Annotated in this window: 25 protein-coding genes and 1 riboswitch; of the genes, 12 read left to right on the top strand and 13 right to left on the bottom strand. The window is 70.8% G+C overall.

Going from position 1 to position 24,251, the window contains the following annotated elements; all coding sequences use genetic code 11:
* Nucleotides 1-20: 20 nt before the first annotated feature.
* From ACIQCZ_RS22010 to ACIQCZ_RS22000, 3 genes are all read left to right on the top strand, one after another.
* Entirely contained in the window at nucleotides 21-632 is a 612-nt protein-coding gene (locus ACIQCZ_RS22010) for a TetR/AcrR family transcriptional regulator (protein WP_376280292.1), read from the top strand.
* 401 nt (nucleotides 633-1,033) lie between these two features.
* On the top strand, nucleotides 1,034-1,651 hold the full coding sequence (locus ACIQCZ_RS22005; protein WP_402284367.1) for a DUF4126 domain-containing protein: 618 nt from the start codon (nucleotides 1,034-1,036) through the stop codon (nucleotides 1,649-1,651).
* 165 nt (nucleotides 1,652-1,816) lie between these two features.
* Nucleotides 1,817-3,334, top strand: coding sequence for a phytoene desaturase family protein (locus ACIQCZ_RS22000; RefSeq protein ID WP_402284366.1), 1,518 nt, complete (start codon nucleotides 1,817-1,819; stop codon nucleotides 3,332-3,334).
* Nucleotides 3,335-3,431: 97 nt separating this feature from the next.
* Here ACIQCZ_RS22000 and ACIQCZ_RS21995 read toward each other — a convergent pair whose 3' ends face one another.
* From ACIQCZ_RS21995 to ACIQCZ_RS21970, 6 genes are all read right to left on the bottom strand, one after another.
* Nucleotides 3,432-4,352, bottom strand: a complete 921-nt coding sequence (locus ACIQCZ_RS21995; protein WP_402284365.1) for a hypothetical protein — start codon at nucleotides 4,350-4,352, stop codon at nucleotides 3,432-3,434.
* Nucleotides 4,353-4,402: 50 nt separating this feature from the next.
* On the bottom strand, nucleotides 4,403-5,320 hold the full coding sequence (gene metF / locus ACIQCZ_RS21990; RefSeq protein WP_376280304.1) for a methylenetetrahydrofolate reductase [NAD(P)H]: 918 nt from the start codon (nucleotides 5,318-5,320) through the stop codon (nucleotides 4,403-4,405).
* Nucleotides 5,321-5,419: 99 nt separating this feature from the next.
* Nucleotides 5,420-6,073 carry a thiamine phosphate synthase gene (gene thiE / locus ACIQCZ_RS21985; protein ID WP_402284362.1) on the bottom strand — a complete coding sequence of 218 codons (654 nt, stop codon included), beginning with the start codon at nucleotides 6,071-6,073 and terminating at the stop codon, nucleotides 5,420-5,422.
* Nucleotides 6,074-6,166: 93 nt separating this feature from the next.
* Complete coding sequence (locus tag ACIQCZ_RS21980) at nucleotides 6,167-6,532, bottom strand: Rv2175c family DNA-binding protein (RefSeq protein WP_351078164.1); 366 nt, start codon at nucleotides 6,530-6,532, stop codon at nucleotides 6,167-6,169.
* A gap of 71 nt (nucleotides 6,533-6,603) precedes the next feature.
* The gene (locus ACIQCZ_RS21975; RefSeq protein ID WP_402284359.1) at nucleotides 6,604-7,857 is read right to left on the bottom strand and encodes an NAD(P)/FAD-dependent oxidoreductase; all 1,254 of its coding nucleotides are present in this window, start codon (nucleotides 7,855-7,857) and stop codon (nucleotides 6,604-6,606) included.
* A gap of 9 nt (nucleotides 7,858-7,866) precedes the next feature.
* On the bottom strand, nucleotides 7,867-8,229 hold the full coding sequence (locus ACIQCZ_RS21970) for a hypothetical protein (RefSeq protein WP_402284358.1): 363 nt from the start codon (nucleotides 8,227-8,229) through the stop codon (nucleotides 7,867-7,869).
* Between the two features lie 163 nt (nucleotides 8,230-8,392).
* Nucleotides 8,393-8,506: riboswitch (TPP riboswitch) on the top strand.
* On the opposite strand from ACIQCZ_RS21970, the gene thiO reads away from it, so the two are divergent.
* The 6 genes from thiO (at nucleotide 8,504) to ACIQCZ_RS21940 (ending at nucleotide 14,426) form a co-directional block, all read left to right on the top strand.
* Nucleotides 8,504-9,685 (top strand): glycine oxidase ThiO, encoded by a 1,182-nt coding sequence (gene thiO, locus ACIQCZ_RS21965; protein WP_402284357.1) that lies wholly within the window; start codon nucleotides 8,504-8,506, stop codon nucleotides 9,683-9,685. (Overlaps the previous riboswitch by 3 nt.)
* A complete protein-coding gene (gene thiS / locus ACIQCZ_RS21960) occupies nucleotides 9,682-9,942 on the top strand; it encodes a sulfur carrier protein ThiS (protein WP_402284355.1) in 261 nt (86 codons plus the stop codon). Before thiO ends, thiS begins: the two co-directional genes overlap by 4 nt.
* A gap of 2 nt (nucleotides 9,943-9,944) precedes the next feature.
* Complete coding sequence (locus tag ACIQCZ_RS21955) at nucleotides 9,945-10,739, top strand: thiazole synthase (protein WP_376209808.1); 795 nt, start codon at nucleotides 9,945-9,947, stop codon at nucleotides 10,737-10,739.
* Nucleotides 10,740-10,881: 142 nt separating this feature from the next.
* On the top strand, nucleotides 10,882-12,795 hold the full coding sequence (gene pknB / locus ACIQCZ_RS21950; protein ID WP_402284353.1) for a Stk1 family PASTA domain-containing Ser/Thr kinase: 1,914 nt from the start codon (nucleotides 10,882-10,884) through the stop codon (nucleotides 12,793-12,795).
* Nucleotides 12,796-12,801: 6 nt separating this feature from the next.
* On the top strand, nucleotides 12,802-13,659 hold the full coding sequence (locus ACIQCZ_RS21945; RefSeq protein ID WP_351078181.1) for a deoxyribonuclease IV: 858 nt from the start codon (nucleotides 12,802-12,804) through the stop codon (nucleotides 13,657-13,659).
* A 344-nt stretch (nucleotides 13,660-14,003) separates the two neighbouring features.
* Complete coding sequence (locus ACIQCZ_RS21940; protein WP_402284673.1) at nucleotides 14,004-14,426, top strand: DUF4396 domain-containing protein; 423 nt, start codon at nucleotides 14,004-14,006, stop codon at nucleotides 14,424-14,426.
* A gap of 30 nt (nucleotides 14,427-14,456) precedes the next feature.
* Here the strand turns inward: ACIQCZ_RS21940 and ACIQCZ_RS21935 are convergent, their stop codons facing one another.
* Nucleotides 14,457-15,089 (bottom strand): sulfite oxidase-like oxidoreductase, encoded by a 633-nt coding sequence (locus ACIQCZ_RS21935; protein WP_402284350.1) that lies wholly within the window; start codon nucleotides 15,087-15,089, stop codon nucleotides 14,457-14,459.
* Between the two features lie 154 nt (nucleotides 15,090-15,243).
* Here ACIQCZ_RS21935 and bfr point away from each other — a divergent pair, with 154 nt between their 5' ends.
* Entirely contained in the window at nucleotides 15,244-15,723 is a 480-nt protein-coding gene (bfr, locus tag ACIQCZ_RS21930) for a bacterioferritin (protein ID WP_093543851.1), read from the top strand.
* Between the two features lie 229 nt (nucleotides 15,724-15,952).
* Here the strand turns inward: bfr and ACIQCZ_RS21925 are convergent, their stop codons facing one another.
* Together ACIQCZ_RS21925 and ACIQCZ_RS21920 are read right to left on the bottom strand one after the other, a co-directional pair.
* On the bottom strand, nucleotides 15,953-16,261 hold the full coding sequence (locus ACIQCZ_RS21925; protein ID WP_402284347.1) for a bacterioferritin-associated ferredoxin: 309 nt from the start codon (nucleotides 16,259-16,261) through the stop codon (nucleotides 15,953-15,955).
* A 168-nt stretch (nucleotides 16,262-16,429) separates the two neighbouring features.
* Nucleotides 16,430-17,776, bottom strand: coding sequence for a class II 3-deoxy-7-phosphoheptulonate synthase (locus tag ACIQCZ_RS21920; RefSeq protein ID WP_376285928.1), 1,347 nt, complete (start codon nucleotides 17,774-17,776; stop codon nucleotides 16,430-16,432).
* Between the two features lie 73 nt (nucleotides 17,777-17,849).
* Between ACIQCZ_RS21920 and ACIQCZ_RS21915 the strand changes: the two genes are divergently transcribed.
* The gene (locus ACIQCZ_RS21915; protein WP_402284672.1) at nucleotides 17,850-17,936 is read left to right on the top strand and encodes a trp operon leader peptide; all 87 of its coding nucleotides are present in this window, start codon (nucleotides 17,850-17,852) and stop codon (nucleotides 17,934-17,936) included.
* A gap of 91 nt (nucleotides 17,937-18,027) precedes the next feature.
* Nucleotides 18,028-19,968 carry an anthranilate synthase family protein gene (locus ACIQCZ_RS21910; protein WP_402284345.1) on the top strand — a complete coding sequence of 647 codons (1,941 nt, stop codon included), beginning with the start codon at nucleotides 18,028-18,030 and terminating at the stop codon, nucleotides 19,966-19,968.
* A 40-nt stretch (nucleotides 19,969-20,008) separates the two neighbouring features.
* Here ACIQCZ_RS21910 and ACIQCZ_RS21905 read toward each other — a convergent pair whose 3' ends face one another.
* The 4 genes from ACIQCZ_RS21905 to macS form a co-directional block, all read right to left on the bottom strand.
* The gene (locus ACIQCZ_RS21905; protein WP_402284342.1) at nucleotides 20,009-21,010 is read right to left on the bottom strand and encodes a 2-hydroxyacid dehydrogenase; all 1,002 of its coding nucleotides are present in this window, start codon (nucleotides 21,008-21,010) and stop codon (nucleotides 20,009-20,011) included.
* Nucleotides 21,011-21,159: 149 nt separating this feature from the next.
* The gene (locus ACIQCZ_RS21900) at nucleotides 21,160-22,188 is read right to left on the bottom strand and encodes a 6-phosphofructokinase (protein WP_402284341.1); all 1,029 of its coding nucleotides are present in this window, start codon (nucleotides 22,186-22,188) and stop codon (nucleotides 21,160-21,162) included.
* A gap of 142 nt (nucleotides 22,189-22,330) precedes the next feature.
* Complete coding sequence (locus tag ACIQCZ_RS21895; protein ID WP_402284340.1) at nucleotides 22,331-23,023, bottom strand: response regulator; 693 nt, start codon at nucleotides 23,021-23,023, stop codon at nucleotides 22,331-22,333.
* The gene (macS, locus tag ACIQCZ_RS21890) at nucleotides 23,020-24,243 is read right to left on the bottom strand and encodes a MacS family sensor histidine kinase (protein WP_402284338.1); all 1,224 of its coding nucleotides are present in this window, start codon (nucleotides 24,241-24,243) and stop codon (nucleotides 23,020-23,022) included. Before macS ends, ACIQCZ_RS21895 begins: the two co-directional genes overlap by 4 nt.
* Between the last annotated feature and the right edge of the window lie 8 nt (nucleotides 24,244-24,251).

Genomic DNA, 24,251 nt, shown 5'->3' with positions numbered 1-24,251 from the left:
GACCTGTGAGAATCGGGGGCATGGAAAGCAGTAGCACCACACGCCGTCAGGCCACCCGGCAGAGGCTCTACGAGGCGGCCGTCACGCTCATCGCCGAAAAGGGCTTCTCGGCGACCACGGTGGACGAGATCGCCGAGCGCGCCGGGGTCGCCAAGGGCACGGTCTACTACAACTTCAAGAGCAAGACCGAGCTCTTCGAGGAGCTGCTGCGCCATGGCGTCGGGCTGCTCACGGCATCGCTGCGCTCCGCGGCCGAGGGGACCGGGGCGCGCGGCGGCACCCGGGTCGAGGCCCTGGACGCGATGATCAGGGCCGGTCTGGCCTTCATCGACCGCTATCCGTCCTTCACCCAGCTCTACGTCGCGGAGCTGTGGCGCACCAACCGGGCCTGGCAGTCGACCCTCCTGGTGGTGCGTCAGGAGGCCGTCGCCGTGGTCGAGGGGGTGCTGCGCGAGGGCGTGGACAACGGTGAGCTCAGCGAGGAGATCGACATTCCGCTGACGGCCGCTGCCCTGGTCGGGATGGTGCTCGTGGCGGCCCTGGACTGGCAGGCGTTCCAGCCGGAGCGGTCGATCGACGATGTGCACTCGGCACTGTCGCTGCTGCTGCACGGGAGGGTCAGCGGGCGCTGACCCCCGGTGTGGGGCCGGCCGGCCCCACACCCCGGGCGTCCCCGCGGCAACCCGGCGCACCGACGCACGAAGGCGCCGGTCCGACGAGACTCGATCCCCCGAGCCTGCGCCGGACCGGCGCCTTCCGTGCCGTCGGAGAACCTTCCCCCGTGACCCCTGTTCTCCCCCGTGGTCCCCGGGCCCTCCGTCATGCTCCCCCGTTCCGGAGGGGGTACCGCGCCCGTTCCGCCGCCCCGTGCCGGCGGTGCCGGGCCGTGCCCTCTCCGTGTGCTCCACTCTCCCGTCAACGCAGGTGGGAGCCCATCCGCGTACCTACTCATCTCAGCGCCTAGGTACGGATACTCAGGGCTGCGCGCCGAACCCCACCCCCGCCCGCGCGCCATCTGGTTACGATCGCCCCCGTGTCCGTACTCCCCCTGGTGTTCACAAGCGGCTGGGCGAGCGGGATCAACGCCTATGCGGTGGTCCTGCTGCTCGGTGTCTTCGGCGCGACCGGCCTCTCCGACGAGGTGCCCGCGTCGCTGCAGCGCACCGATGTCCTCGTGGTGGCCGCTGTCCTCTTCCTCTGCGAGGTGGTGGCGGACAAGATCCCGTACGTGGACTCGGTCTGGGACTCGGTGCACACCGTTGTCAGGCCGGTCGCCGGTGCCGTCGTGGCCGCCCTGCTGGCCGGGGAGAGCGGTTCGCTGCCGGAGCTCGCGGCCGGTGCCATCGGCGGTTCCACCGCGCTGATGAGTCATCTGGTGAAGGCGGGCACCAGGATGGCGGTCAACAGCTCCCCCGAGCCGTTCAGCAACATCGCGGTGAGCACGGCCGAAGACCTGGGCGTCGCGGGGATCGTCACCTTCGCGATATTCCATCCGCTGGTGGCCGCCGCCATCGCCGGGACGCTGCTGCTGCTCGGCATCGTGACACTGCTCTTCCTGGCCTCCCGGATCCGCCGTTTCCTGCGCCGCAGGAGCCGGCGCCGCGAGGAGAAACGCCTGGCCGGAGCAGGTTCGCACTGGCCGCTGGAGTAACGGCCTGATCGGCGTCAAGCGGCTTCGGATCCGAGGCGGAGGAGGGAGGCGACGCGGAGCGTCGTCGACCGACGACGCCGGAGGCGCAGCCGCACGGCGCCGGGAGCCCGCTCGCCGTCGTGCACCGGGCCGTAAGTGTCACAGGCGGCAGTTAAGGTCACTGACATGGCACGTATTGCGGTGATCGGCGCCGGGATGGGCGCAATGGCGGCGGCTGCCCGGCTGGCCGTGGCAGGCCACCGGGTGACGGTGTACGAGCGGTCGGAGACCTTCGGCGGCTCCGTCGGCCGGTATGCCCATGAGGGTTTCGCCTTCGACACCGGCCCCACTCTGCTGCATCTGCCCGCGGTCTACCGCGACTTGTTCGTGAAGACGGGCAAGGAGCCGCTGGAGCGGTGCGTCGGCATGACCCAGGTCGATCCGGCGAGCCGTCACGTCTTCGCGGACGGCACGGCGGTGTCCCTGCCGAATGCCTCACGGGCCGGAGTGGTCGCCGCCCTGGACGCCGCGCTCGGGAGCGGTGCGGGCACGACCTGGGGCGAGTTCCTCGACCGGGCGCGGGACGCCTGGGACCGGTCGAGGCGCCCGCTGCTCGAAGAGCCGTTGCGCGCCGACTGGCAGGTGCTCGGACGTGACCCCTATCCGGCGCTCCGGCAGCGCAGGCTGCTGCGTCCGGCGCGGCAGGCGGGCACGATGACGGAGATCGGGGCGTGGGAGCTCTCGGACCCCCGGCTCGCGGCCCTCCTCGACGGATACGCCCTGTCGTACGGGCTGGACCCGCTGCGCGCACCGGCGGCGGCAGCCCTGCTGCCGTACATGGAGGAGACCTTCGGCAGTTGGTACGTCTCCGGCGGGATCCGGGCCCTGGCGCAGGCGGTGTACGAGCGGTGCCTGGCCCGGAAGGTGGAGTTCGTCTTCGGCGGCGAGGTGGCCCGGGTCGTCGAGAAGGACGGCCGGGCGGCGGGTGTCGAGCTGACGGACGGGACGGTCGCCGAGGCCGCCCATGTGGTGCTGGGGGCCCGTCCGCATCCGGGGCTGGTGCCCGGTCAGGAGCCGTGGCAGGACGGCGACGTGGCGGTGCAGCCGCGGCCGGGGCAGGGGGTGCTGCCGGGCCGGTTCCTGGTCCTGCTGTCGCTGCGCGGCGCCCGGCCCGCGGATGCCGTGCACCGGACGCTGGTGCACCCGGCCGACGGCGGGGCGGAGCGCGAGGCGGTGTTCGGCGGCAGGATCGCCGACAGCCCCACGGTGACGGTGCTGCGCCCCGACGACCCGACGACCCGCCCCGACGACGCACACGAGGCGGTGACTCTGATGGCGACGGTCGCTCCGCACGGGGCGGTGGACTGGACGGACGCGGCGTTGCGCGAGCGGTGTGCCGACGCGCTGATCGAGGCGGCCGGCGCGGTCGTGCCCGGTATACGGGAGCGGTTGCTCCACGCCGAGGTACGGACCCCGGCCCAGACCGCGGCGGAGACCGGTGCCGAGGGCGGTTCGGTGCCCGCGCCCGCCCTGGCGGGGGCGGAGGGCGCTTATCTGCATCCGGGAAATCGCACCCGGATGCCGGGGCTCTACGCCGCGGGCGGCTGGTCGCATCCGGGCGGCGGGCTCGCCCACGCCGGGATGTCGGGGGCGCTGGTCGCCGGGCTGATCGTGGAGGGGGACGGCTTCCGGGGCTCCCAGTGAGGCAGGAAGAGCCCGCCCTCGGCGCGCCGGGGGCTCGGGGCGCCTCCGGGTCCGGCCCCGCCCCCGGTCTCCCCCGCAGCCCCTGGCCGGGCCGTCGTCAGTAGCGGTACTGCTGTTCGTCGTAGCCGTTGCCGTTGGCGTAGCCGTTCGGGTACGGGGCGGGCTGCTGCGCGGGCGCGGCCGGGTACTGCTCGCCCTCGCGCTGCTGCGGTACCCAGACACCGCCGGGCGGGGTCTCGGTGGAGTAATCCTGGGCGTACGGGTCGGCGGCATGCTGCTGGGCCCCGTAGCCGTCGAAGCCATTGCCGTGGCTGTCGTACGGGGCGTACTGCGTGGAGCCGCCGGTGGTACCGGTCCCGATGTACGGATCGGAATACGCGGCGTACTGCTGCCGGTCGGTGCCGTAGTCGTACTGGCCGGCCAGGGAGTCCTGCCCGCCGAAGGAGTCGTGACCGGCGTACGGGTCCTGGCCGTGCGCCGCGTACGTGGAGTGGTCGGCATAGGGCTCATAGGCGGCGTACTGCGGCTGCTGCTCGGGCTGCGGGCCCTGGTGCGGCTGCTGCGACTGCCGGTGATCGCCGTAGACGCCGTACTGTCCGGTGTCGTCCGGCAGTGGTTCCGGCTCGTAGACCGTGGCCGCCGGTGCCGCGGCACCCGCGCCCGGGGTCTGACCGTCGTACTCCATCTCCAGGTCCGACACCTCAAGGGTGGGCTCGCGGCGCGCCCGCGAGCCGCCACCCCGGCGGCGGCGGCTCGCGCCGGGGCTGCCTCCTATCGCCCAGCCGGTGGAGAAGCCCCGCCGGAAGGACAGCGTGACGTAGGTCTGGCCGGTCGCGAACGCGATGGTGCCGATGACGATGACGAACACGGACGGCATCAGTACACCGACGACGACACAGGCGAAGCCCGCGAAGGCGAGCAGACGCCAGCGCAGACGTGCCTTGTACTGCAGGAGCACTTCGCCGAGCAGCCACAGCGCGACTATTCCGAACGCGATGTAGAGGACCGTCCAGCCCATGCCCGCCCCCTCCTACGGCCGCCGCCCCGGGTCGTGGCGGGTACGGCCGGTCACGACTGCTTGTGCAGTCCGAGATTCTCGTAGATTTCGAGCGTCGCCGTCGAGTTGTTGAGCGTGATGAAGTGCAGTCCGGGCACACCCTCGGAGCGCAGCCTCGCGCAGAACCGCGTTGCGAAGTCGATACCAATGGAGCGTACAGCGGCAGGATCGTCCTTGGCGGCGAGGATGCGTTCTTTCAGAGAGGAAGGGAAAGACGCATTGCTGAGCTGCGCGAACCGGTCCAGTTGCTTGACGCTGGTCAGCGGCATGACCTCGGGGATGATCGGAGTTTCGCAACCCGCAGCGACCACGCGGTCACGCATCCGCAAATAGTCCTCCGGATTGAAGAACATCTGGGTGATGGCATAGTCGGCACCGGCGCGGCACTTGTCCACGAAATGCCTGATGTCGGTGTCCCAGTCGGTCGAGCGGGGATGCATCTCGGGAAATGCCGCGACGCCGACACAGAAATCGCCGGATTCCTTGATGAGCCGGACGAGATCGGCCGCGTACCGCACGCCCTGCGGGTGCTCGACCCACTCTCCCATCGGGTCGCCCGGCGGGTCCCCGCGCACGGCGAGGATGTTCCGGATTCCGGCATCGGCGTACTGCCCGATCATGTTGCGCAGCTCGGCGACGGAGTGGTTGACCGCCGTGAGGTGCGCGACCGGGGTGAGGGTGGAGTCGGCGGCGATCTGCTGGGTGGCCTTGACCGTTCCGGCCCGGGTGGAGCCGCCGGCACCATAGGTCACGGAGACGAAGCTCGGCCCCACCGCCTCCACACGGCGGAGCGCGTTCCAGAGATTCCGCTCGCCCTTCTCGGTCTTCGGCGCCCAGAACTCGAACGAATACGAGGTCTTACCGGTCGCAAGGAGCTCACGCACCGTACGCGCGTGATCCGTCCTGGTGGAAGATGTGCCAAGGGCCATACGGGCAGGTTAACCAGCGTGCGACGACCACAGGACCAGACCAGCGTTAATTGTCCGAATTGACTGGTTGTTTGTCCACTCCTCGGACATCTGGCCGGATCAGGCCCCAGCGCGTGCCCGGATTCGCCCGGCGAGCTCCGCGGTCGCGGCGGCGGGGTCGTCGGCCTCGGTGATCGCCCGCACGACGACCACCCGGCGGGCTCCGGCGTCCAGCACCTCGTCGAGATTGCCCGCGTCGATCCCGCCGATGGCGAACCACGGGCGCCGCGTGCCGAGCGAGGCGGCGTAGCGCACCAGGTCCAGACCGGGGGCGGGCCGGCCGGGCTTGGTCGGCGTGGGCCAGCAGGGGCCGGTGCAGAAGTAGTCCACACCGGGCTCGGCGACGGCCGCGTCGACCTCGGACTCCGCGTGGGTGGAGCGGCCGATCACCACGTCCTCGCCGATGACGGCGCGGGCGGCGGGCACCGGTAGGTCGCCCTGGCCGAGATGCAGCACGTCGGAGCCGATGGCATGGGCGACATCGGCCCGGTCGTTCACCGCGAGGAGCTTGCCGTGGCGCCTGCAGGCCTCGGCGAGGACGGCCAGGTGTTCGAGCTCCTCGGCCGCTTCCATGCCCTTGTCGCGCAGCTGGACGATGTCCACCCCGCTGGAGAGGACGGCGTCCAGGAAGGCGGGGAGGTCGCCCTGCCGCTTGCGGGCGTCCGTGCACAGATACAGCCGGGCGTCGGACAGCAGCGCGCGAGGCGTGGACATGGTGCGGTTCCCCCTGGAGAGCGTCGTGGAGCGGTTGTCACAACGGTGCGGGGTGCGGGCCCGCGGGCCCGCACCCCACCTGACGGCCGGCGGTCAGACGGCGAGCGCCTGGGCGCGACGCTTCACCTCCGTGCCTCGATTCTCGCTCAGTGCCTGGGCGGGGGTGCCGGGCAGGGTCGGGTCGGGGGTGAAGAGCCATTCCAGCATCTCTTCGTCGGTGAAGCCGTCGTCCCGCAGCAGCGTCAGGGTGCCGGAGAGGCCCTTGACGACCTTGTTGCCCGCGATGAAGGCGGCAGGCACCTGCAGCGCCCGGTTCTCACCACGTCGCACGGCGATGAGCTGGCCCTCCTTGACCAGCTGCCGCACGCGCGTCACCTCGACATCGAGCATTTCCGCGATGTCGGGGAGGTGGAGCCAGGCAGGGACGAGAGCATCGATCTTTGCGTCAATCTCGGTCACGGGGACAAGCGTGCCATCCCGGACCGACAGTCGGTAGCCGGGCCGACCGTACGGGGGTGCGGGGTACGCCGTCAGGGGGTCGCCGACTTCAGCGGTACGGAGGGGTCCGCGACCCGTGCCGGATCGAGCCGCGCCCCCGCCTCGATGAGCCTGCGCCCCTGCGCCAGGTCGCGGGGGCGGCCGACGGCGAGGACCGCGACCAGGACGCCGTCGCGCAGCCAGCACACCGACCAGGAGGGGTCCGCCGGATCGCCGCGCCACAGCAGGGTGTCGGCCGCCGCACAGTGGCCCGCGTACTGCACGAACCGGCCGAACTGCTCGGACCAGAAGTACGGCACGGGGTCGTACGTCTGTGGCGCCGGACCGCCCTCGGCCCCTGCCGCGATGATGTTGGCGGCGGCGGTGCGCGGCCCCTGGAGGGCGTTGTCCCAGTGGTGGACGAGCAGGCGTTCGCCGTATCGGGCGGAGGGGAACGAGGCGCAGTCGCCCACCGCGTACACATCGGGCAGCGAGGTGCGCAGGGCATCGTCGGCGGTCACCGATCCGTCGGGGCCGAGGGCGATGCCGGAACCGGCCAGCCAGGCGGTGGAGGGCCGTGCGCCGATGCCGACGACGACCGCTCCGGCCGGGATCGCACGGCCGTCCGCGAGGATCACGCGGCCGGGTTCGATGCGCTCGACCCGGGCCCCCGTGAGGAGTTCGGCGCCGCTCTCGGCGTACCAGGCGGCCATCGGGGCGGCGACCTCGGCGGGCATCGCGCCGGCGAGCGGCCGGTCGGCGGCCTCGACGACGGTGACCTCGCAGCCCGCGGCGCGGGCCGCGGTGGCGAACTCCGCGCCGATCCAGCCCGCGCCGACGACCACGACGCCGTGCCGCTCGTCGAGGACGGGCCGCAGTCGCGCCGCGTCGTCGAGGGTACGCAGCAGATGGACACCGGGAACGCCTTCGGTACCGGGCAGGACGATCGGTTCGGCGCCGGTCGCGACCACCAGGGCGTCGTAGGGAACCGGCCCTGACGGTGTGTCCAGCTCGTGCGCCCCGGGCCGCACGCCGGTGACTTCGCACCCCAGCCGCAGATCGATGTCCAGTGCCTCGAAGTCGATGTCGAACGCCGAGCCCTCGGCCTCGCCCAGCAGTACCGCCTTGGACAGCGGGGGCCGGTCGTAGGGCTGGTGCGGTTCGGCACCGATCAGGGTGACGGGGCCGGTGAAGCCCTGCTCCCGCAGGGCCACCGCCGTCTGTACTCCGGCCATGCCGGCGCCGACGATGACGACACGTCGCCCCGCCCGCCGGTCCCACCGCTCCGACTGCTGCTGCTCGCTCACCCGTACACCTTAAACATCTGACGCATCGTCAGGAAAGGGGAGTTCCTCCACCGTGCTCGTACCGCTGCCGTCCCGGGACTCCCATTCCCACCGCTCGTCCAGCCGGACCCTGCCGTCCGCGAGGTCGACGACGGTGGAGACACAGTGGCCGGAGGAGGTCGTTCCATCCTGTTTCAGCTGGACGTAGCGAAAGTCGAGGGTGTCGTCGACGCGTGTACCGACAAGGTGGCCGCGGACCACGTCGCCGCCCGCGTACTCGGCCCAGATCCGGCCGTTCTCCTCGTGGTACGTGAAACGGGTACGGGTACCGACCTGCCCCGGGGCCTGGTCGGCGACCGGCGAGAGGACGAGTCCGTCGAGCGAACGGGCCACGGGGGCTGCTCCCTTACTGGGTCCGGCGGGCGGGGTTCACGGCCTCACCCACGATCGGCAGCGGGAGAAGGAGCGGCGTCCGGGGTCTTCGAATCCGAGGCGGATGTCCCGGACACCGCGACGCCGCTGCCGATCGTGGGCGAGGCCGTTAGGGTGGCCACCGTAAAACACTCGCGGGAGCCCGGACGCACCGGGCTGAGAGGGAGGCTGCGGCGGCCTCCGACCGTACGAACCTGATCCGGGTCATGCCGGCGAAGGGAGGGGCTGGACGCCCATGCGTTCTACACGGAACAAGGACGGATCCGACGTCCTCGTCATCGGGGGCGGGATCATCGGTCTGGTGACCGCCTGGCGGGCCGCGCAACGCGGACTGCGCACCGCGGTCGTCGACCCCGAACCGGGCGGCGGGGCCGCCCGGGTGGCGGCCGGCATGCTGGCCGCCGTCACCGAACTCCACTACGGCGAACAGATGCTGCTGGGCCTCAATGTCGCCTCGGCCGCCCGCTATCCCGACTTCGCGGCCGAACTGGAGGCGGCGAGCGGGCGGGAGACGGGCTTTCGCGCCTGCGGCACGCTGGCCGTCGCGCTGGACTCCGACGACCGCGCCCATCTGCGGGAACTGCACGCCCTGCAGCAGCGTTCCGGCCTGGAGTCGGAGTGGCTCACCGGCCGCGAATGCCGCCGCCTGGAGCCGATGCTCGCGCCGGGCGTCCGCGGCGGTCTGCGGGTCGACGGCGACCATCAGATCGACCCCCGCCGGCTGGCCGCCGCTCTGCTGACCGCCTGCGAGCGGGCCGGGGTGGACTTCCACCGCGGATGGGTGGAGCGCCTGAGGGTGGTCCGCGACCGGGCCGCCGGAGCCGTCCTCGCCGGGGGTGCGGAACTCACCGCCGACCAGGTCGTGCTCGCCGCGGGCAGCCTGAGCGGCAGGCTCCCGGGACTGCCCGACGAGGTCGTGCCGCCGGTCCGTCCGGTGAAGGGGCAGGTGCTGCGGCTGACGGTGCCCGCCGCGTACGCGCCCTTCCTCACCCGGACGGTCCGGGCCGTGGTCCGCGGCAGCCATGTCTATCTCGTACCGCGCGAGAACGGCGAACTGGTCGTCGGCGCCACCAGCGAGGAGATGGGCTGGGACACCACCGTCACCGCGGGCGGCGTCTACGAACTGCTGCGGGACGCCCACGAACTGGTGCCGGGCATCACCGAACTGCCGCTCACCGAGACCCGCGCCGGTCTGCGCCCCGCCTCCCCCGACAACGCGCCGCTGCTCGGCCCCACCGCCCTGCCCGGCCTCCACCTCGCCACCGGCCACCACCGCAACGGAGTGCTGCTCACGCCCATCACCGGTGACGTCATGGCGGCACTCCTGGCCGACGGCGAGCTGCCCGAGCCGGCCCGCCCCTTCACCCCGTCCCGTTTCCCGCCCGCCGCCCCCGTACGTCAGGAGCAGCCCGCATGACCGAGCCCACGCCCCTCTCCATGGCCGCTTCCACGCCCCGGCCCGGCCTCGCACCCCTGTCCGTGTCCGTGAACGGCGAGGTCCGCCCGCTCGCCGCGGGCACCACCCTGGACGCCCTCGTCGCCACCCTGACCACCGCGCACTCCGGCGTCGCGGCCGCCGTCAACGAGACCGTCGTCCCGCGCGGCCAATGGTCCACCGCCGTACTCGGTGACGGGGACCGCGTCGAGGTCCTGACCGCGGTCCAGGGAGGCTGACCGTGTCCGACGACCTCTTCACCCTCGGCGACACCGCCTTCGGCTCCCGGCTGATCATGGGAACCGGCGGGGCACCCAGCCTCGACGTGCTGGAACGCTCGCTGACCGCCTCCGGTACCGAACTGACCACCGTCGCGATGCGCCGCCTCGATCCGACCGTGCAGGGTTCGGTGCTCTCCGTGCTCCGGCGGCTCTCCATCCGCGTGCTGCCGAACACGGCGGGCTGCTTCACCGCGGGCGAGGCCGTGCTGACCGCCCGGCTGGCCCGCGAGGCGCTCGGCACCGACTGGATCAAGCTGGAGGTGGTGGCCGACGAGCGGACCCTGCTGCCCGATCCGATCGAGCTGCTGGACGCCGCGGAGACTCTGGTGGACGACGGCTTCACCGTGCTGCCCTACACCAATGACGACCCGGTGCTGGCCCGCAGGCTCCAGGACGTGGGGTGCGCGGCGATCATGCCGCTCGGCTCCCCCATCGGCTCCGGCCTCGGCATCCGCAACCCGCACAACTTCCAGCTGATCGTCGAGCAGGCCCGGGTGCCGGTGATCCTCGACGCGGGCGCCGGAACGGCGTCGGACGCGGCGCTCGCGATGGAGCTGGGGTGCGCGGCGGTGATGCTGGCGTCCGCGGTGACCCGGGCCCAGGAACCCGAGCTGATGGCCGCGGCGATGCGGCACGCGGTGGAGGGCGGGAGGCTGGCGTACCGCGCGGGCCGGATCCCGCGCCGGCACTTCGCCGAGGCTTCGTCACCGGTGGAGGGACGCGCGGTGCTGGACCCGGAACGTCCGGCGTTCTGATCCGCCGGAGCCCACCGCGGCCCGGCCGTGGCCCGCCGGGACGCCTCGGGGTGCGTGTCCCTGTCACGGCTCGGCTGCAGTACTGCCCCGGCTGTGCCCCGGCCCGTGGGTCGTGTCCGTGGCTGCTCGTAGACTCGCATGCGTGGATACGACCCTCCAGGACCCTCTTGTCGGGCAATTGCTCGACGGCCGTTACCGCGTCGATGCCCGCATCGCCGTGGGCGGCATGGCCACGGTCTACCGGGCCGTGGACACCCGGCTCGACCGGGTGCTCGCCCTCAAGGTGATGCACCCGGCGCTCGCCACCGACGCCTCGTTCGTGGAGCGCTTCATCCGTGAGGCCAAGTCCGTGGCCCGGCTGGCGCACCCCAATGTGGTCGCGGTCTTCGACCAGGGTGCCCAGGGGCAGTACGTCTACCTCGCGATGGAGTACGTCGCGGGCTGCACCCTGCGCGACGTACTGCGCGATCGCGGCGCCCTTCAGCCGAGAGCCGCACTGGACATCCTGGAACCGGTTCTCGCCGCGCTCGGCGCCGCGCACCGGGCGGGCTTCGTGCACCGCGACATGAAGCCGGAGAACGTCCTCATAGGGGATGACGGCCGGGTCAAGGTCGCCGACTTCGGGCTCGTCCGGGCCGTGGGCGCCGTCACCAACACCACCGGGTCCGTCCTGGGCACCGTCTCCTACCTCGCCCCGGAGCAGATAGAGCACGGCACGGCGGACACCCGCACCGATGTGTACGCCTGTGGTGTCGTCCTGTACGAAATGCTGACCGGCTCCAAGCCGCATGCCGGTGACACCCCCGCCCAGGTCATCTACCAGCACCTCAACGCGGACGTCCCGGCCCCGTCGGCCGCCGTCGCGGGCCTGCCCGTCGAGCTCGACGACCTGGTGGCGAGCGCCACCGCCCGCAACCCCGAGGTCCGCCCGTTCGACGCGGTGGCATTGCTCGCCGAGACCCGGGAGGCCCGCTCCGGACTCACCGACGCCCAGCTCGACGCCGTACCGCCGCAGGCCCTCGCCGAGACGCACGACGCCGCCGAGGACCGCACGAGCGTGATCCCCCGGCTGCTCCCGGCCGACCAGGGCGTCGCCCACCACACCAGCCGGCTGGAAATGCCACCGATATCGACGCAGCCCGCACCGGGGGCCCGGCGCCGACTCGATCCGCGCCGCTCCCTCATAGCCGCGGTCGTCGCCGTACTGCTGGTGCTGGGGGTCGGCACCGGTGTCTGGTACATCAACTCCGGGCAGTTCACCCGGGTCCCCTCGCTGCTCGGGCAGACCGAGAAGGCCGCCCAGAAGCGGCTCTCGGACGCGGGCCTGGAGCTCAAGGGCGTCGAGCGGGACTACAGCGACACCGTGCCGCGCGGCAAGGTCATCAGCAGCGACCCCGGTTCCGGCGCCCGCATCCGGGGGAACGACGCGGTGACGCTGGTCGTCTCGCGCGGCCCCGAGATCGTGGAGGTGCCCGATGTCCAGGGCCTCGCGGCGGCCGATGCCAAACGTGCGCTGGAGAAGGCCGGTCTGGTGCCCGGCATGGTCACCAAGGAGTTCAGCGAGGAGACGGACCGGGGCGAGGTGATCCGTACGGACCCCGAGGCGGGCACCGAGCGCCACCCGGACTCCGCCGTCGCCCTGGTGGTCAGCAAGGGCGCTCCGGTCGATGTCCCCGATGTCACCGGGTTGTCCGTCGAGGACGCCACCGCCGCGCTGGACGAGGAGGGACTGAAGGCCGAGGTACTGCCCGACCGGGTCAATTCCCCCGAGGTCGCGGGCGACATCGCGCATCAGTCACCTGCCGAGGGCAGCCGGGCCGCCGAGGGCGACACCATCACACTCACGGTCTCCAAGGGGCCGCGGATGATCGACGTCCCGGACGTCACCGGTAAGAATCTCGACGACGCCAGGAGCGAGCTGGAGGACGCGGGCTTCGAGGTCAAGGTCGACCGTCCGTTCCTCTCCTTCAGCGACACGATCGCGAGCCAGTCCGTCGACGGCGGCAAGCAGGCCCCCGAGGGCAGCACCATCACCATCAAGACCAAGGGACTCTAGATCCACATGCGCAACCCCGTCGGCGGCCATGTCCCCGTGGCCGGCGGCCTCGCCAAGGTGGGCCTCTCCTACGCCCGCGAGATGGGGGCGGAGGCCGTCCAGGTCTTCGTCGCCAACCCGCGCGGCTGGGCGACGCCCGTCGGCAACCCGGCCCAGGACGAGCAGTTCCGCGCCGAGTGCGCCGCCGGATCCATACCCGCCTACGTCCACGCCCCGTATCTGATCAACTTCGGTTCGCACACCGAGGCCACCGTCGAGAAGTCCGTGGAATCGCTGCGCCACTCGCTGCGCCGGGCCCGTGAGATCGGCGCCCTGGGCGTCGTGGTGCACACCGGTTCGGCGACCGGCGGCCGGCCGCGCGCGCAGGCCCTCGACCAGGTACGCACGCACCTGCGGCCGCTCCTGGACGAGCTGACACACGACGACGACCCGTACCTCCTGCTGGAGTCGACCGCCGGGCAGGGGTTCTCGCTCTGCTCGCGGACCTGGGACTTCGGCCCGTACTTCGACGCACTCGACGCCCACCCCAGGCTCGGTGTCTGCCTCGACACCTGCCACATCTACGCGGCGGGCCACGATCTGGCGGGCCCCGCAGGCATGCGGCAGACCCTGGACCTGCTGGTGGAGACGGTCGGCGAGGGCCGGCTGAAACTGATCCACGCCAATGACTCCAAGGACGTGGTGGGCGCCCACAAGGACCGGCACGAGAACATCGGCGCCGGGCACATCGGCGAGGAACCGTTCCGGGAGCTGTTCTCGCATCCGGCGACCGCGGGCGTGCCGCTGATCATCGAGACGCCGGGCGGCAAGGAAGGCCATGCGGCGGACGTGGCCCGGCTGAAGGGGCTCCGCGACCGGGACTGAGCGCCTCACCCACCTCCTGATCCCACCATTGAGGAATACCCCGTGGGGGTATACGGTTCCTTCTGTCGCCAGGAACCGCTACTCGGCATCGGGGGGTCGCCATGCAGCACGGGGCATCACACACGAACCATGGCCCGCACATGAACCACGGTCGGCCAGAAGCGCTCGACCAGCACAGCGAGCACGCGAACCGGAGCGGGCACGAGCAGCACAGCAATCACGCAACCCACCCAGGTCACAGCGACCACATCAGCCACGCCACCGACAGCGACCACACCGGCCACATCAGCCACGCCGCCGAGACCGACCACACCGGCCATCACCCGGGCAAGGTCGGTTGGGCCATGGCCGCCCGCGCCACCCTGCACTGCCTCACCGGATGCGCCATCGGCGAGGTCCTCGGCATGGTGATCGGCACCGCGCTCGGCTGGGGCAACATGGCGACGATGGTGCTCGCGATCGTCCTGGCCTTCTTCTTCGGCTACACGCTGACACTGCGCTCCATCCGGAGGGCAGGCGTCGATTTCCGTACGGCCCTCCGGGTCGCCCTCGCCGCCGACACCCTCTCCATCGCGGTGATGGAGCTGATCGACAACGGCGTGATCGCGCTGTGGCCGGGCGCCATGGATGCGACCCTCGCCGACGCGCTGTTCTGGGGGGCGCTCGTGCTCTCGCTCGGCATCGCCTTCGTCGTCACCACACCGGTCAACAAGTGGATGATCGGCCGGGGCAAGGGCCACGCGGTGGTGCACCAATACCACCACTGAGGACAAACGACCGGACCGGCGACCGCCGGGTCAGAGCTCGGGGCCGTCCCCGGGCTCCTCCTGATACGAGTAACGCTGCTCGCGCCACGGGTCGCCGATGTTGTGGTAGCCGCGCTCCTCCCAGAAGCCCCGGCGGTCGGCGGTCATGTACTCGACGCCGCGGACCCACTTGGGCCCCTTCCAGGCATAGAGGTGCGGCACCACGAGCCGGAGCGGAAAGCCGTGCTCGGCGGTGAGCAGCTCACCGCCCTTATGGGTGGCGAAAAGTGTTCGGTCCGAGGTGAAGTCGGAGAGCCGCAGATTCGAGCTGAACCCGTACTCGGCCCAGACCATCACATGAGTGACGTTCGGCGCGGGGGGCGCGAGTTCCAGGATCGTACGGGCGAGAACCCCACCCCATTCGGCGCCGAGCATGCTGAATTTGGTGACGCAGTGCAGGTCGGCGACCACCGAGGCGAACGGCAGCTCCGAGAACTCCTGATGGTTCCAGCAGTGCTTCTCGCCGTCCGCCGTGGCACCGAAGACCCGGAACTCCCAGCGATCGGGCTTGAACTTGGGAACCGGCCCGTAGTGGGTAACCGGCCAACCACGCTGGAGTCGCTGTCCCGGCGGAAGCTCGGACTGCTCTGACGCGCGGTTTTCCCGGCTTTCCGGCTGACCCATGCCTCCATGGTGACAGACAGGCAGGGGTGGTCCCGACCAAGGCAGGGGCAATTCGCGCAACTCGTACTAAGCATGTACTTACTGGACGATCAACGGGTGCGATGCGAGGATGCGGCCAACTTGCCCCGTTCACCGGTTGGAAGGAGCCTCTGCGATGCAGGGCGACCCCGAGGTCCTTGAGTTCCTGAACGAGCAGCTGACCGCCGAATTGACTGCCATCAACCAGTACTTCCTGCATGCAAAGATGCAGGACAACTTCGGCTGGACGAAGCTCGCGAAGTACACCCGCTCCGAGTCGTTCGACGAGATGAAGCACGCCGAGATCCTCACGGACCGCATCCTCTTCCTCGATGGACTGCCCAACTACCAGCGACTTTTCCATGTAAGGGTGGGGCAGACCGTCACCGAGATGTTCCAGGCCGACCGCCAGGTCGAGGTCGAGGCGATCGACCGCCTCAAGCGCGGGATCGAGCTGATGCGCGGCAAGGGCGACATCACGTCCGCAAACATCTTTGAGTCGATCCTGGAGGACGAGGAGCACCACATCGACTACCTCGACACCCAGCTGGAGCTGGTCGAGAAGCTCGGCGAACCGCTCTACATCGCGCAGCAGATCGAGCAGCCGGACAGCTGAGGGCTGTCCCGTGATCCGCGGTGGAGCAGCGCGCGGCGCCGGATGCCGTGCATCGCAAGGCGGAGGGGCGTCCGCATACCGGATATATGTGGACGTTCTGACAACGCTGCAAGGTGCCGTAGCTGTCGCGTGCCCGCCGGGGATCACGGGACAGCCCTTAGGGTCTTTCGTTCGGTTCATGCCGGGCTCGCGTGCCCCAGGGCTCTCACCGGGCCGGGCCCCGCGAGGATCAGGCCGCTTCGAAGAGCCGGATTCCCGGGGTCACGCCCGGGGCGATGCCGGGAGCGGTCTCCGGATCGGACGCGGGGACGGCGTCCGCTGCGGAGTCGTCGGCCGCGCCGGGCGTCCGCTTCCGCTCCAGCAGTTCGCGGCGCGGGCAGGCGCCGCGGCCGAGCATCGCCTGGATGGCGCGGACGCAGCCGCCGCAGTCCGTGCCCGCCTTGCAGGCGGAGGCTATCTGCCGGGGCGTGCACGCCCCGGCGTCCGCATGCTCCTTGACCTGCTTCTCCGTGATGCCGAAGCACGAGCAGACGTACACGCGGTTCACCTCCCGGCGGGATCGGTCGTTGCTGCCACCCCGTAATCGGTGAGGCTAACCTAACCTTACCCGGCGCCGAGAACCCGTGAAAACCTCCGGACGCCCTGTGGGGCACGGATCACATCGATCCGTGCCCCACAGTCGTACGCACACCACCTGCGGTGATGCCTACTGGTCCCGGTACATCTCGGCGACCAGGAACGCCAGGTCGAGCGACTGGCTGCGGTTGAGCCGCGGGTCGCAGGCCGTCTCGTAGCGCTGGTGCAGATCGTCCACGAAGATCTCGTGTCCGCCACCGACGCACTCGGTGACGTCGTCACCGGTGAGCTCGACATGGATGCCGCCCGGGTGCGTACCGAGGCCCTTGTGCACCTCGAAGAAGCCCTTGACCTCGTCCAGGACGTCGTCGAAGCGACGCGTCTTGTGGCCGGAGGCGGCCTCGAAGGTGTTGCCGTGCATCGGGTCGGTCACCCAGGCCACGGTGGCACCGGAGGCGGTGACCTTCTCGACCAGGTCGGGAAGCTTGTCGCGGACCTTGTCGGCGCCCATGCGGACGATGAAGGTCAGCCGGCCGGGCTCGCGCTCGGGGTCGAGGCGCTCGATGTAGCCGAGCGCCTCGTCGACGGTGGTCGTCGGGCCGAGCTTGATCCCGATGGGGTTGCGGATCTTCGAGGCGAACTCGATGTGCGCGCCGTCCATCTGACGGGTGCGCTCGCCGATCCAGACCATGTGGCCCGAGGTGTCGTACAGCCGGCCGGTGCGCGAGTCGATGCGGGTCAGCGCCGACTCGTAGTCCAGCAGCAGACCCTCGTGCGAGGCGTAGAACTCGACCGCCTTGAACTCGGCCGGGTCCGTCCCGCACGCCTTCATGAAGTTCAGCGCGTTGTCGATCTCGCGGGCGAGCGCCTCGTAGCGCTGGCCGGACGGCGACGACTTCACGAAGTCCTGGTTCCAGGCGTGCACCTGGCGCAGGTCGGCGTAACCGCCGGTGGTGAAGGCGCGGACCAGGTTCAGCGTGGAAGCGGACGCGTGGTACATCTGCTTCAGCCGCTCCGGGTCCGGAACGCGGGCTTCCTCGGTGAAGGCGAAGCCGTTGACGGAGTCGCCGCGGTAGGTCGGCAGGGTGACGCCGTCGCGGGTCTCGGTCGACTTGGAGCGCGGCTTGGAGTACTGGCCGGCGATCCGGCCCACCTTGACCACGGGCACGGAGGCCGCGTAGGTCAGAACGGCACTCATCTGGAGCAGCGTCTTCAGCTTGGCCCGGATGTGCTCGGCCGACACGGCGTCGAAGGCCTCGGCGCAGTCACCGCCCTGCAGCAGGAACGCCTCGCCCTTGGCGACGGCTCCCATGCGGGCACGCAGCTGGTCGCACTCGCCCGCGAAGACGAGCGGCGGATACGACGCGAGGTCCGCGAGTACATCGCGCAGAGCCTCGGCATCGGGGTACTCGGGCTGCTGCGCCGCGGGAAGGTCTCGCCAGGTGTTGCCACCGGCGACGGAGGTATTGGCGTTCACGGTCACATCGACAACATTACGGGGTCCGGCGACGCGTCCATCCGTACGCTCAATAGTTGAGACGCGCGCTCGGATGACCCGGGCATCCGTTAGGGTTCGGAGCATGTTCGCGCAGACGACCCAGAACTGGTGGTGGACCGCTCATCCGGCGGCCCACTGATCGATCGCGCGACAGACCACGCGAAGGCTGCCCGAGGGGCGGCCTTCTCTGCGTTTCGGGAGCCGTTCCTCCATCCGGAAGGAACACCACGATGCCTCAGCCCCACCGCACGGACCTCGTCATCGAGAGGCTTCTTCGTGCCGGCTCCCCACCGTTCGCGCTGCTGCGCAGGCGTACTCCCGGTCACGACCACGACACGGTCGAGGTGCTGATCGGCCGGGTGCGTGAGGTGGACCGGCTCGCCGACCTCCCGGTCGGTCCGCTGCCCTCGCTCGCCCTGGTGCCGTTCCGGCAGATCGCCGAGCGTGGTTTCGACGTGCGTGACGACGGGACACCGCTGTCCGTGCTGGTCGCGGAGGAGGCGTACGAGCTGCCGCTCGCGGAGGTGCTGGACCATTTGCCGGCCCATGACGTACGCGTCGAGGGCGGGGCCTTCGACGTCTCCGACGAGGAGTACGCGGGGATCGTCCGGCGGGTCGTCGAGGACGAGATCGGACAGGGCGAGGGCGCGAACTTCGTCATCCGGCGGACCTTCCGGGGCGAGATCCCCGGCTTCGGACGGCCGGACGCGCTGGCCCTCTTCCGGCGGCTGCTGGCCGGTGAGCGGGGCGCGTACTGGACCTTCGTCGTGCACACGGGCGACGACGGTGCCGACGGGCCCTTTGCCTCGGAGCGGCGGGCGACGGGCGGGAGGACGCTCGTCGGCGCGAGTCCCGAGGTGCATGTGCGGATGTCCGGCGGGACGGTCGTGATGAACCCGATCAGCGGTACGTACCGCTATCCCGCCGAGGGCCCGAGCGTCGGTGGTCTGCTGGCCTTCCTCTCCGACCGCAAGGAGCGGGACGAGCTCTCCATGGTGGTCGACGAGGAACTCAAGATGATGTGCACCGTCGGCGACATGGGCGGCGTGGTGGTCGGGCCGCGGCTCAAGGAGATGGCCCATCTCGCCCACACGGAGTACGAGCTGCGCGGGCGCTCCTCGCTCGATGTGCGGGAGGTGCTGAAGGAGACCATGTTCGCGGCGACGGTCACCGGCTCACCCGTGCAGAACGCCTGCCGGGTCATCGAACGGTACGAGCCCGGCGGGCGCGGCTACTACGCGGGCGCCCTGGCGCTGCTGCGGGAGGGACCGGGCGGCGCCCAGACCCTGGACTCGCCGATCCTGATCCGTACCGCCGACATTGCGGCCGACGGGCGGTTGCGGGTCCCCGTCGGGGCGACGCTCGTGCGTCACTCCGATCCGGACAGCGAGGTCGCCGAGACCCACGCGAAGGCGGCCGGGGTACTGGCCGCGCTGGGGGTGCGGCCGGGCCGGCCGCTGGACGGGGCCGCGCGTGCGCAGCTGGCCGGCGACCCGCGGGTGCAGGCGGCGCTGGAGGCCCGGCGGGACGGCCTCGCGCCGTTCTGGCTGCGGATGCAGGAGCGGATGCACGAGCTGTCCGGCCACGCCCTGGTGATCGACGGGGAGGACACGTTCACCGCGATGCTGGCCCATCTGCTGCGCTCCTCGGGTCTGGAGGTGTCGGTGCACCGCTACGACGAGCCTGGGCTGCGCGAACGCGTACGGGCGCACGAGGGTCCGGTCGTGCTGGGCCCCGGCCCCGGCAACCCGGGCGACGCGGCCGATCCGAAGATGCGGCTGCTGCGCGGATTCGCCGCGGAGCTGGTCCGTGACCACCGGCACGGTCTGCTGGGGGTCTGTCTGGGCCATGAGCTGATCGCGGCGGAGCTGGGGCTGGACATCGTCCGCAAGGCCGTGCCGTACCAGGGTGCGCAGACCCGGATCGATCTGTTCGGACGGCCGGAGACGGTCGGCTTCTACAACAGCTTCACCGCGCGCTGCGACGACGGGGCGGTCACCGAACTGGCGGCGCACGGCATCGAAGTGAGTCTGGACGCGGCGACCGGGGAGCTGCACGCGCTGCGCGGACCGGGCTTCGCCTCGGTGCAGTTCCACCCGGAGTCGGTGCTGACGCTGCGCGGGGCGACGATCGTGGCCGGGCTGCTGGCGGGGCTGCCGGTGGCCGGTTGAAGGGCCGGCCGGGGCCCCGGCGGAGCTCCGGGGTCCCGGCTCACCGGGAGAGCACGGGGACGAGGACGTTGTCGCTGTGGCGGCCGGCCAGATAGTCGGCGACGTTCTGGACGGTGGCGTCGATGATCTGGGCCACCGCCTCCTGGGTGTAGTACGCCTGGTGCGAGGTCACGATGACGTTGGGGAAGGTGACGAGCCGGGCGAGGGTGTCGTCGTCGATGCCCTCCAGGGACTTGTCGAGGAAGAAGAGCCCGGCCTCCGCCTCGTACACGTCGAGTCCTACGCCCAGCAGGCGGCCCGAGCGGAGCTCGGCGACCAGTGCCGCCGTGTCGATGAGTCCGCCACGACTGGAGTTGATCAGGATCGCGTCGTCCCTCATGTGCGCCAGGGCGTCCTCGTCGATGATGTGACGGGTCGTGGGCATCAACGGGACGTGCAGGCTGATCAGGTCGGACTCGGCCAGGAGCCGCTCCTTGTCGACATACTCCATGCCGAGGCCGACACAGGCCGGGTTCCGGACTGCGTCCCAGCCGAGCAGCTTCATGCCGAAGCCGTGGGCGATCCGGGTGAAGGCCTCACCGATCTTGCCCGTACCGATCACTCCGGCCGTGCGGCCGTGCATGTCCCGGCCGAGGAGTCCGTCGAGCCGGAAGTCGAAGTCACGGGTGCGGCTCGCGGCGCGGATGATCCGGCGGTTGACCGCCATCGCGAGGGTCCAGGCGAATTCCGCGACCGAGTACGGCGAGTAGTACGAGACCCGGGCGACCCGCAGCGCGAGCCGTTCGGCCACATCGAGGTCGATGTTGTTGAAGCCGGTGGAGCGCTGGGCGATCATCTGCGTGCCACCCGCCGCGAGGGTCTGCAGGACGGCGCTGCCCAGATCCGCGTTGACGCTGGTGGAAATGATCTCGTAGCCCGCCGCGATCGGTGCGGTGTCCCCGGTGAGGAAGACGTCCAGGCATCGGACCTCGTGCTGTCCGGCGAAGGCCTTCTCGATCAGCGGCTTCTCGTCGGACTGCACACCGAATGCCAGGATTTCCACGACTTCTCCCGTACATCGCATGGATCAGGGGACATGGGCCGGTCATCGCGAATATACGGCCCATGTCCCCGGCGCGCCGCCCGGCCCCCTCCGGGGACACCTCTGTTGCCGCCCCCTCCTCCTCCGGCACGCCGCCCGGCCCGTGCCGCTCAGCCGAAGAAGACACCGGCCTCCGCGTAGAGGGCCGGGTCGACCGTCTTCAGCCGGGCCGTCGCCTCCGCGATCGGCACCCGCACGATGTCGGTGCCCTTCAGGGCCACCATCGTGCCGAAGTCGCCGTCCCGCACGGCGTCGATGGCGTGCAGGCCGAAGCGGGTGGCCAGCCAGCGGTCGAAGGCACTCGGCGTGCCGCCGCGCTGGACGTGACCGAGGACGGTCGTTCTGGCCTCCTTGCCGGTGCGGCTCTCGATCTGCTTGGCCAGCCATTCGCCGACGCCGGAGAGGCGGACATGACCGAAGGAATCATGCGATCCGTCCTTGAGGATCATCTCGCCCTGCTGGGGCACGGCTCCTTCGGCGACCACCACTATCGGTGCGTAGCTCGCTCCGAAGCGGGAGACCACCCACGCACAGACCTGCTCGATGTCGAAGCGCTGTTCCGGGATGAGGATGACGTTCGCACCTCCGGCCAGACCCGAGTGCAGCGCGATCCAGCCCGCGTGACGGCCCATCACCTCCACTACGAGAACCCGCATATGGGACTCGGCCGTGGTGTGCAGCCGGTCGATCGCCTCGGTGGCGATGCCGACCGCCGTGTCGAAGCCGAAGGTGTAGTCGGTGGCGGAGAGATCGTTGTCGATGGTCTTGGGAACGCCGACGCATTTGATGCCGTGCTCGTCCGACAGGGTCGCCGCCACACCGAGGGTGTCCTCGCCGCCGATCGCGACGAGCGCATCGACCTCGTACTCGGCGAGGTTGTCCCTGATCCGGCGTACGCCGTGCTCCACGCCGAGCGGATTGGTGCGCGAGGAACCGAGGACGGTGCCGCCGCGCGGCAGGATGCCCCGCACCGCGGGGATGGAGAGCGGCACCGTCGCGCCCTCCAGCGGGCCCCGCCAGCCGTCCCGGAATCCGATGAAGTCGTAGCCGTACTCCTGCACGCCCTTGCGGACTATGGCGCGGATGACCGCGTTGAGCCCGGGGCAGTCCCCGCCTCCGGTCAGTACTCCGACCCGCATGGCAGCATCCCTTCGCCGAAGTGACCCCCCGACCGTCACGCTAATCGTGATCCAGGTCACTCGGGGATGGGGCGGAAGGTCAAATCAGTTGCGTTGAGGGGCGGTTGGTCTCACAGGTGCGGAACTGCACGCTCCGGCGCGTTCAGGCGTCGTCCAGGCCGCGCTCGATCGCGTATCGCACGAGCTCCACCCGGTTGTGCAACTGGAGCTTGCCCAGGGTGTTCTGGACGTGGTTCTGGACGGTGCGGTGCGAGATGACCAGGCGCTCGGCAATCTGCTTGTACGAGAGCCCCTTGGCCACCAGCCGGAGCACCTCGGTCTCGCGCTCGGTGAGCTGCGGGGCCTTGGGCTCGTCCGACGCGACGGGTGCGGGGTCGGAGGCGAGCCTGCGGTATTCGCCGAGGACCAGTCCGGCCAGGCCCGGCGTGAAGACGGGATCACCGACGGCCGTGGACCGCACGGCGTCGGTCAGCTCCTGCGTACAGGCCGACTTGAGCAGATAACCGGTGGCGCCCGACTTGACCGCTTCCAGTACGTCGGCGTGCTCACCGCTCGCCGAGAGCACCAGCACCCGGAGGCCGGGGTGGGAGCCGACGAGCTCCTTGCACACCTGCACGCCGGGCATGCCGGGCAGATTGAGGTCGAGCACGAGGACATCGGGCATGGCGGCCTTCGCCCTGCGTACGGCCTGCGGTCCGTCACCGGCGGTCGCCACCACCTCGAAACCCGACTCGGAAAGATCGCGGGCGACCGCGTCGCGCCACATCGGATGGTCGTCGACCACCATCACCCTGATGGTCCGCCCCTCGGCGCCCTGGGTGTTCTCCGTGCTCATCCGGCTGATCCCGCCTTCCCCCGTGAAACCTTCGGTACCTTCAACTCGACCTCGGTGCCCTGGCCGGGCACCGAAATCAACTCCGCCGTGCCGCCCAGGTCACGCAGCCTTCCCCGGATCGACAGGGCGACCCCCATCCGTCCCTCCCCCTCGGCCTGGGCGAGCCGGCCCTCCGGAATGCCGGGCCCGTCGTCCCGGACCGTCACGACCACCTCGTCCGGCCAGTCCTCCACCAGGATCCAGGCCTGGGCGTTCTCTCCCGCGTGGACCCTGACATTGTCCAGGGCGGCACCGACAGCGGCCGCCAGCTCCCGCGCGGCGGCGGGGGCGAGCAGCACCGGAGCTCCCGGCTCCGCGAAGCTGGTCCGGGAGCCGGCGTACGGGGCGAGCAGGGAACGCAGATCGTAGTCGGCCTGCCCGGGCGGTTCGTCGTCGACCTCGACGCTGCGGACGACGGCGCCCTCGGCGGCGTCCTCGGAGACCCTGGTGGCGGGCAGGAGACCGCTGGAGACCAGGGTGCGCAGGGCGACTTCCTGCTCCCCGGCCATCCGGCCCAGTTCGGCGGCCTCGCCGCCCAGCGCGGTGCCGCGGCGCTGCACCATCGCGAGGACCTGGAGCACGCTGTCGTGGATGTCCCGGGCCAGCCGTTCCCGCTCGCGGGTGGCGGCCTCGATCTCCAGGGCGCGGGCCAGGGTGCGCTCACTGGCCCTGGCCACCTCGACGACGTAGCCGATGGCGATGGAGGCGACCCAGACCAGCAGGACGTTGTGGAAGGTGTCCCGGCTGGGCTCGCCGCGCTCGATGATGTTGGCGACGGCGACGAAGGAGGAGGCGACGGCCGCCCAGCGCCAGCCGCCCTTGATCGCGAAGGCCAGCACGGAACCCGCGGTCCAGATGGACGGCAGTGTCGGCCCGTCGACGTGCTGGGCCTCGAAGTCGGCGAGCGGGGTGACGAGGATGCCGACGAGCGCGAGCGTCAGGTCGGCGCCGAGGAAACGCTTGGTGCAGGCGGCGGCGCCCGCGACCTTCGGGAGGGTGCCGAGCGTCCACGCCGCCATCGCCACCAGGAAGGCGATGGCGACCCACGGCCGGTCGTACCTGTCCCGTCCGAAGACGGCGAGCAGGATCGCGTAGAGCATCGTCAGAATGCGGTACGCCGTCAGCGCACGCCACAGCGGCTGCTCGACCGACATCCGTACGACCCGCTCGCGCCTGGCCACGTCCCCCA

The organism is Streptomyces sp. NPDC093149 (assembly GCF_044754145.1).
Lineage (GTDB): Bacteria > Actinomycetota > Actinomycetes > Streptomycetales > Streptomycetaceae > Streptomyces.
Note: the sequence above shows the minus strand (reverse complement) of the source record. Positions and strands in the feature narration are given on the sequence as shown.

Coding starts and splice junctions, on each gene's coding strand:
- ACIQCZ_RS22010 (WP_376280292.1), top strand. CDS start 21: ATGGAAAGCAGTAGCACCACACGCCGTCAGGCCACCCGGCAGAGGCTC.
- ACIQCZ_RS22000 (WP_402284366.1), top strand. CDS start 1,817: ATGGCACGTATTGCGGTGATCGGCGCCGGGATGGGCGCAATGGCGGCG.
- ACIQCZ_RS21995 (WP_402284365.1), bottom strand. CDS start 4,352: ATGGGCTGGACGGTCCTCTACATCGCGTTCGGAATAGTCGCGCTGTGG.
- metF (WP_376280304.1), bottom strand. CDS start 5,320: ATGGCCCTTGGCACATCTTCCACCAGGACGGATCACGCGCGTACGGTG.
- thiE (WP_402284362.1), bottom strand. CDS start 6,073: ATGTCCACGCCTCGCGCGCTGCTGTCCGACGCCCGGCTGTATCTGTGC.
- thiO (WP_402284357.1), top strand. CDS start 8,504: ATGCGTTCTACACGGAACAAGGACGGATCCGACGTCCTCGTCATCGGG.
- thiS (WP_402284355.1), top strand. CDS start 9,682: ATGACCGAGCCCACGCCCCTCTCCATGGCCGCTTCCACGCCCCGGCCC.
- ACIQCZ_RS21945 (WP_351078181.1), top strand. CDS start 12,802: ATGCGCAACCCCGTCGGCGGCCATGTCCCCGTGGCCGGCGGCCTCGCC.
- ACIQCZ_RS21940 (WP_402284673.1), top strand. CDS start 14,004: ATGGCCGCCCGCGCCACCCTGCACTGCCTCACCGGATGCGCCATCGGC.
- ACIQCZ_RS21935 (WP_402284350.1), bottom strand. CDS start 15,089: ATGGGTCAGCCGGAAAGCCGGGAAAACCGCGCGTCAGAGCAGTCCGAG.
- bfr (WP_093543851.1), top strand. CDS start 15,244: ATGCAGGGCGACCCCGAGGTCCTTGAGTTCCTGAACGAGCAGCTGACC.
- ACIQCZ_RS21915 (WP_402284672.1), top strand. CDS start 17,850: ATGACCCGGGCATCCGTTAGGGTTCGGAGCATGTTCGCGCAGACGACC.
- ACIQCZ_RS21910 (WP_402284345.1), top strand. CDS start 18,028: ATGCCTCAGCCCCACCGCACGGACCTCGTCATCGAGAGGCTTCTTCGT.
- ACIQCZ_RS21900 (WP_402284341.1), bottom strand. CDS start 22,188: ATGCGGGTCGGAGTACTGACCGGAGGCGGGGACTGCCCCGGGCTCAAC.
- ACIQCZ_RS21895 (WP_402284340.1), bottom strand. CDS start 23,023: ATGAGCACGGAGAACACCCAGGGCGCCGAGGGGCGGACCATCAGGGTG.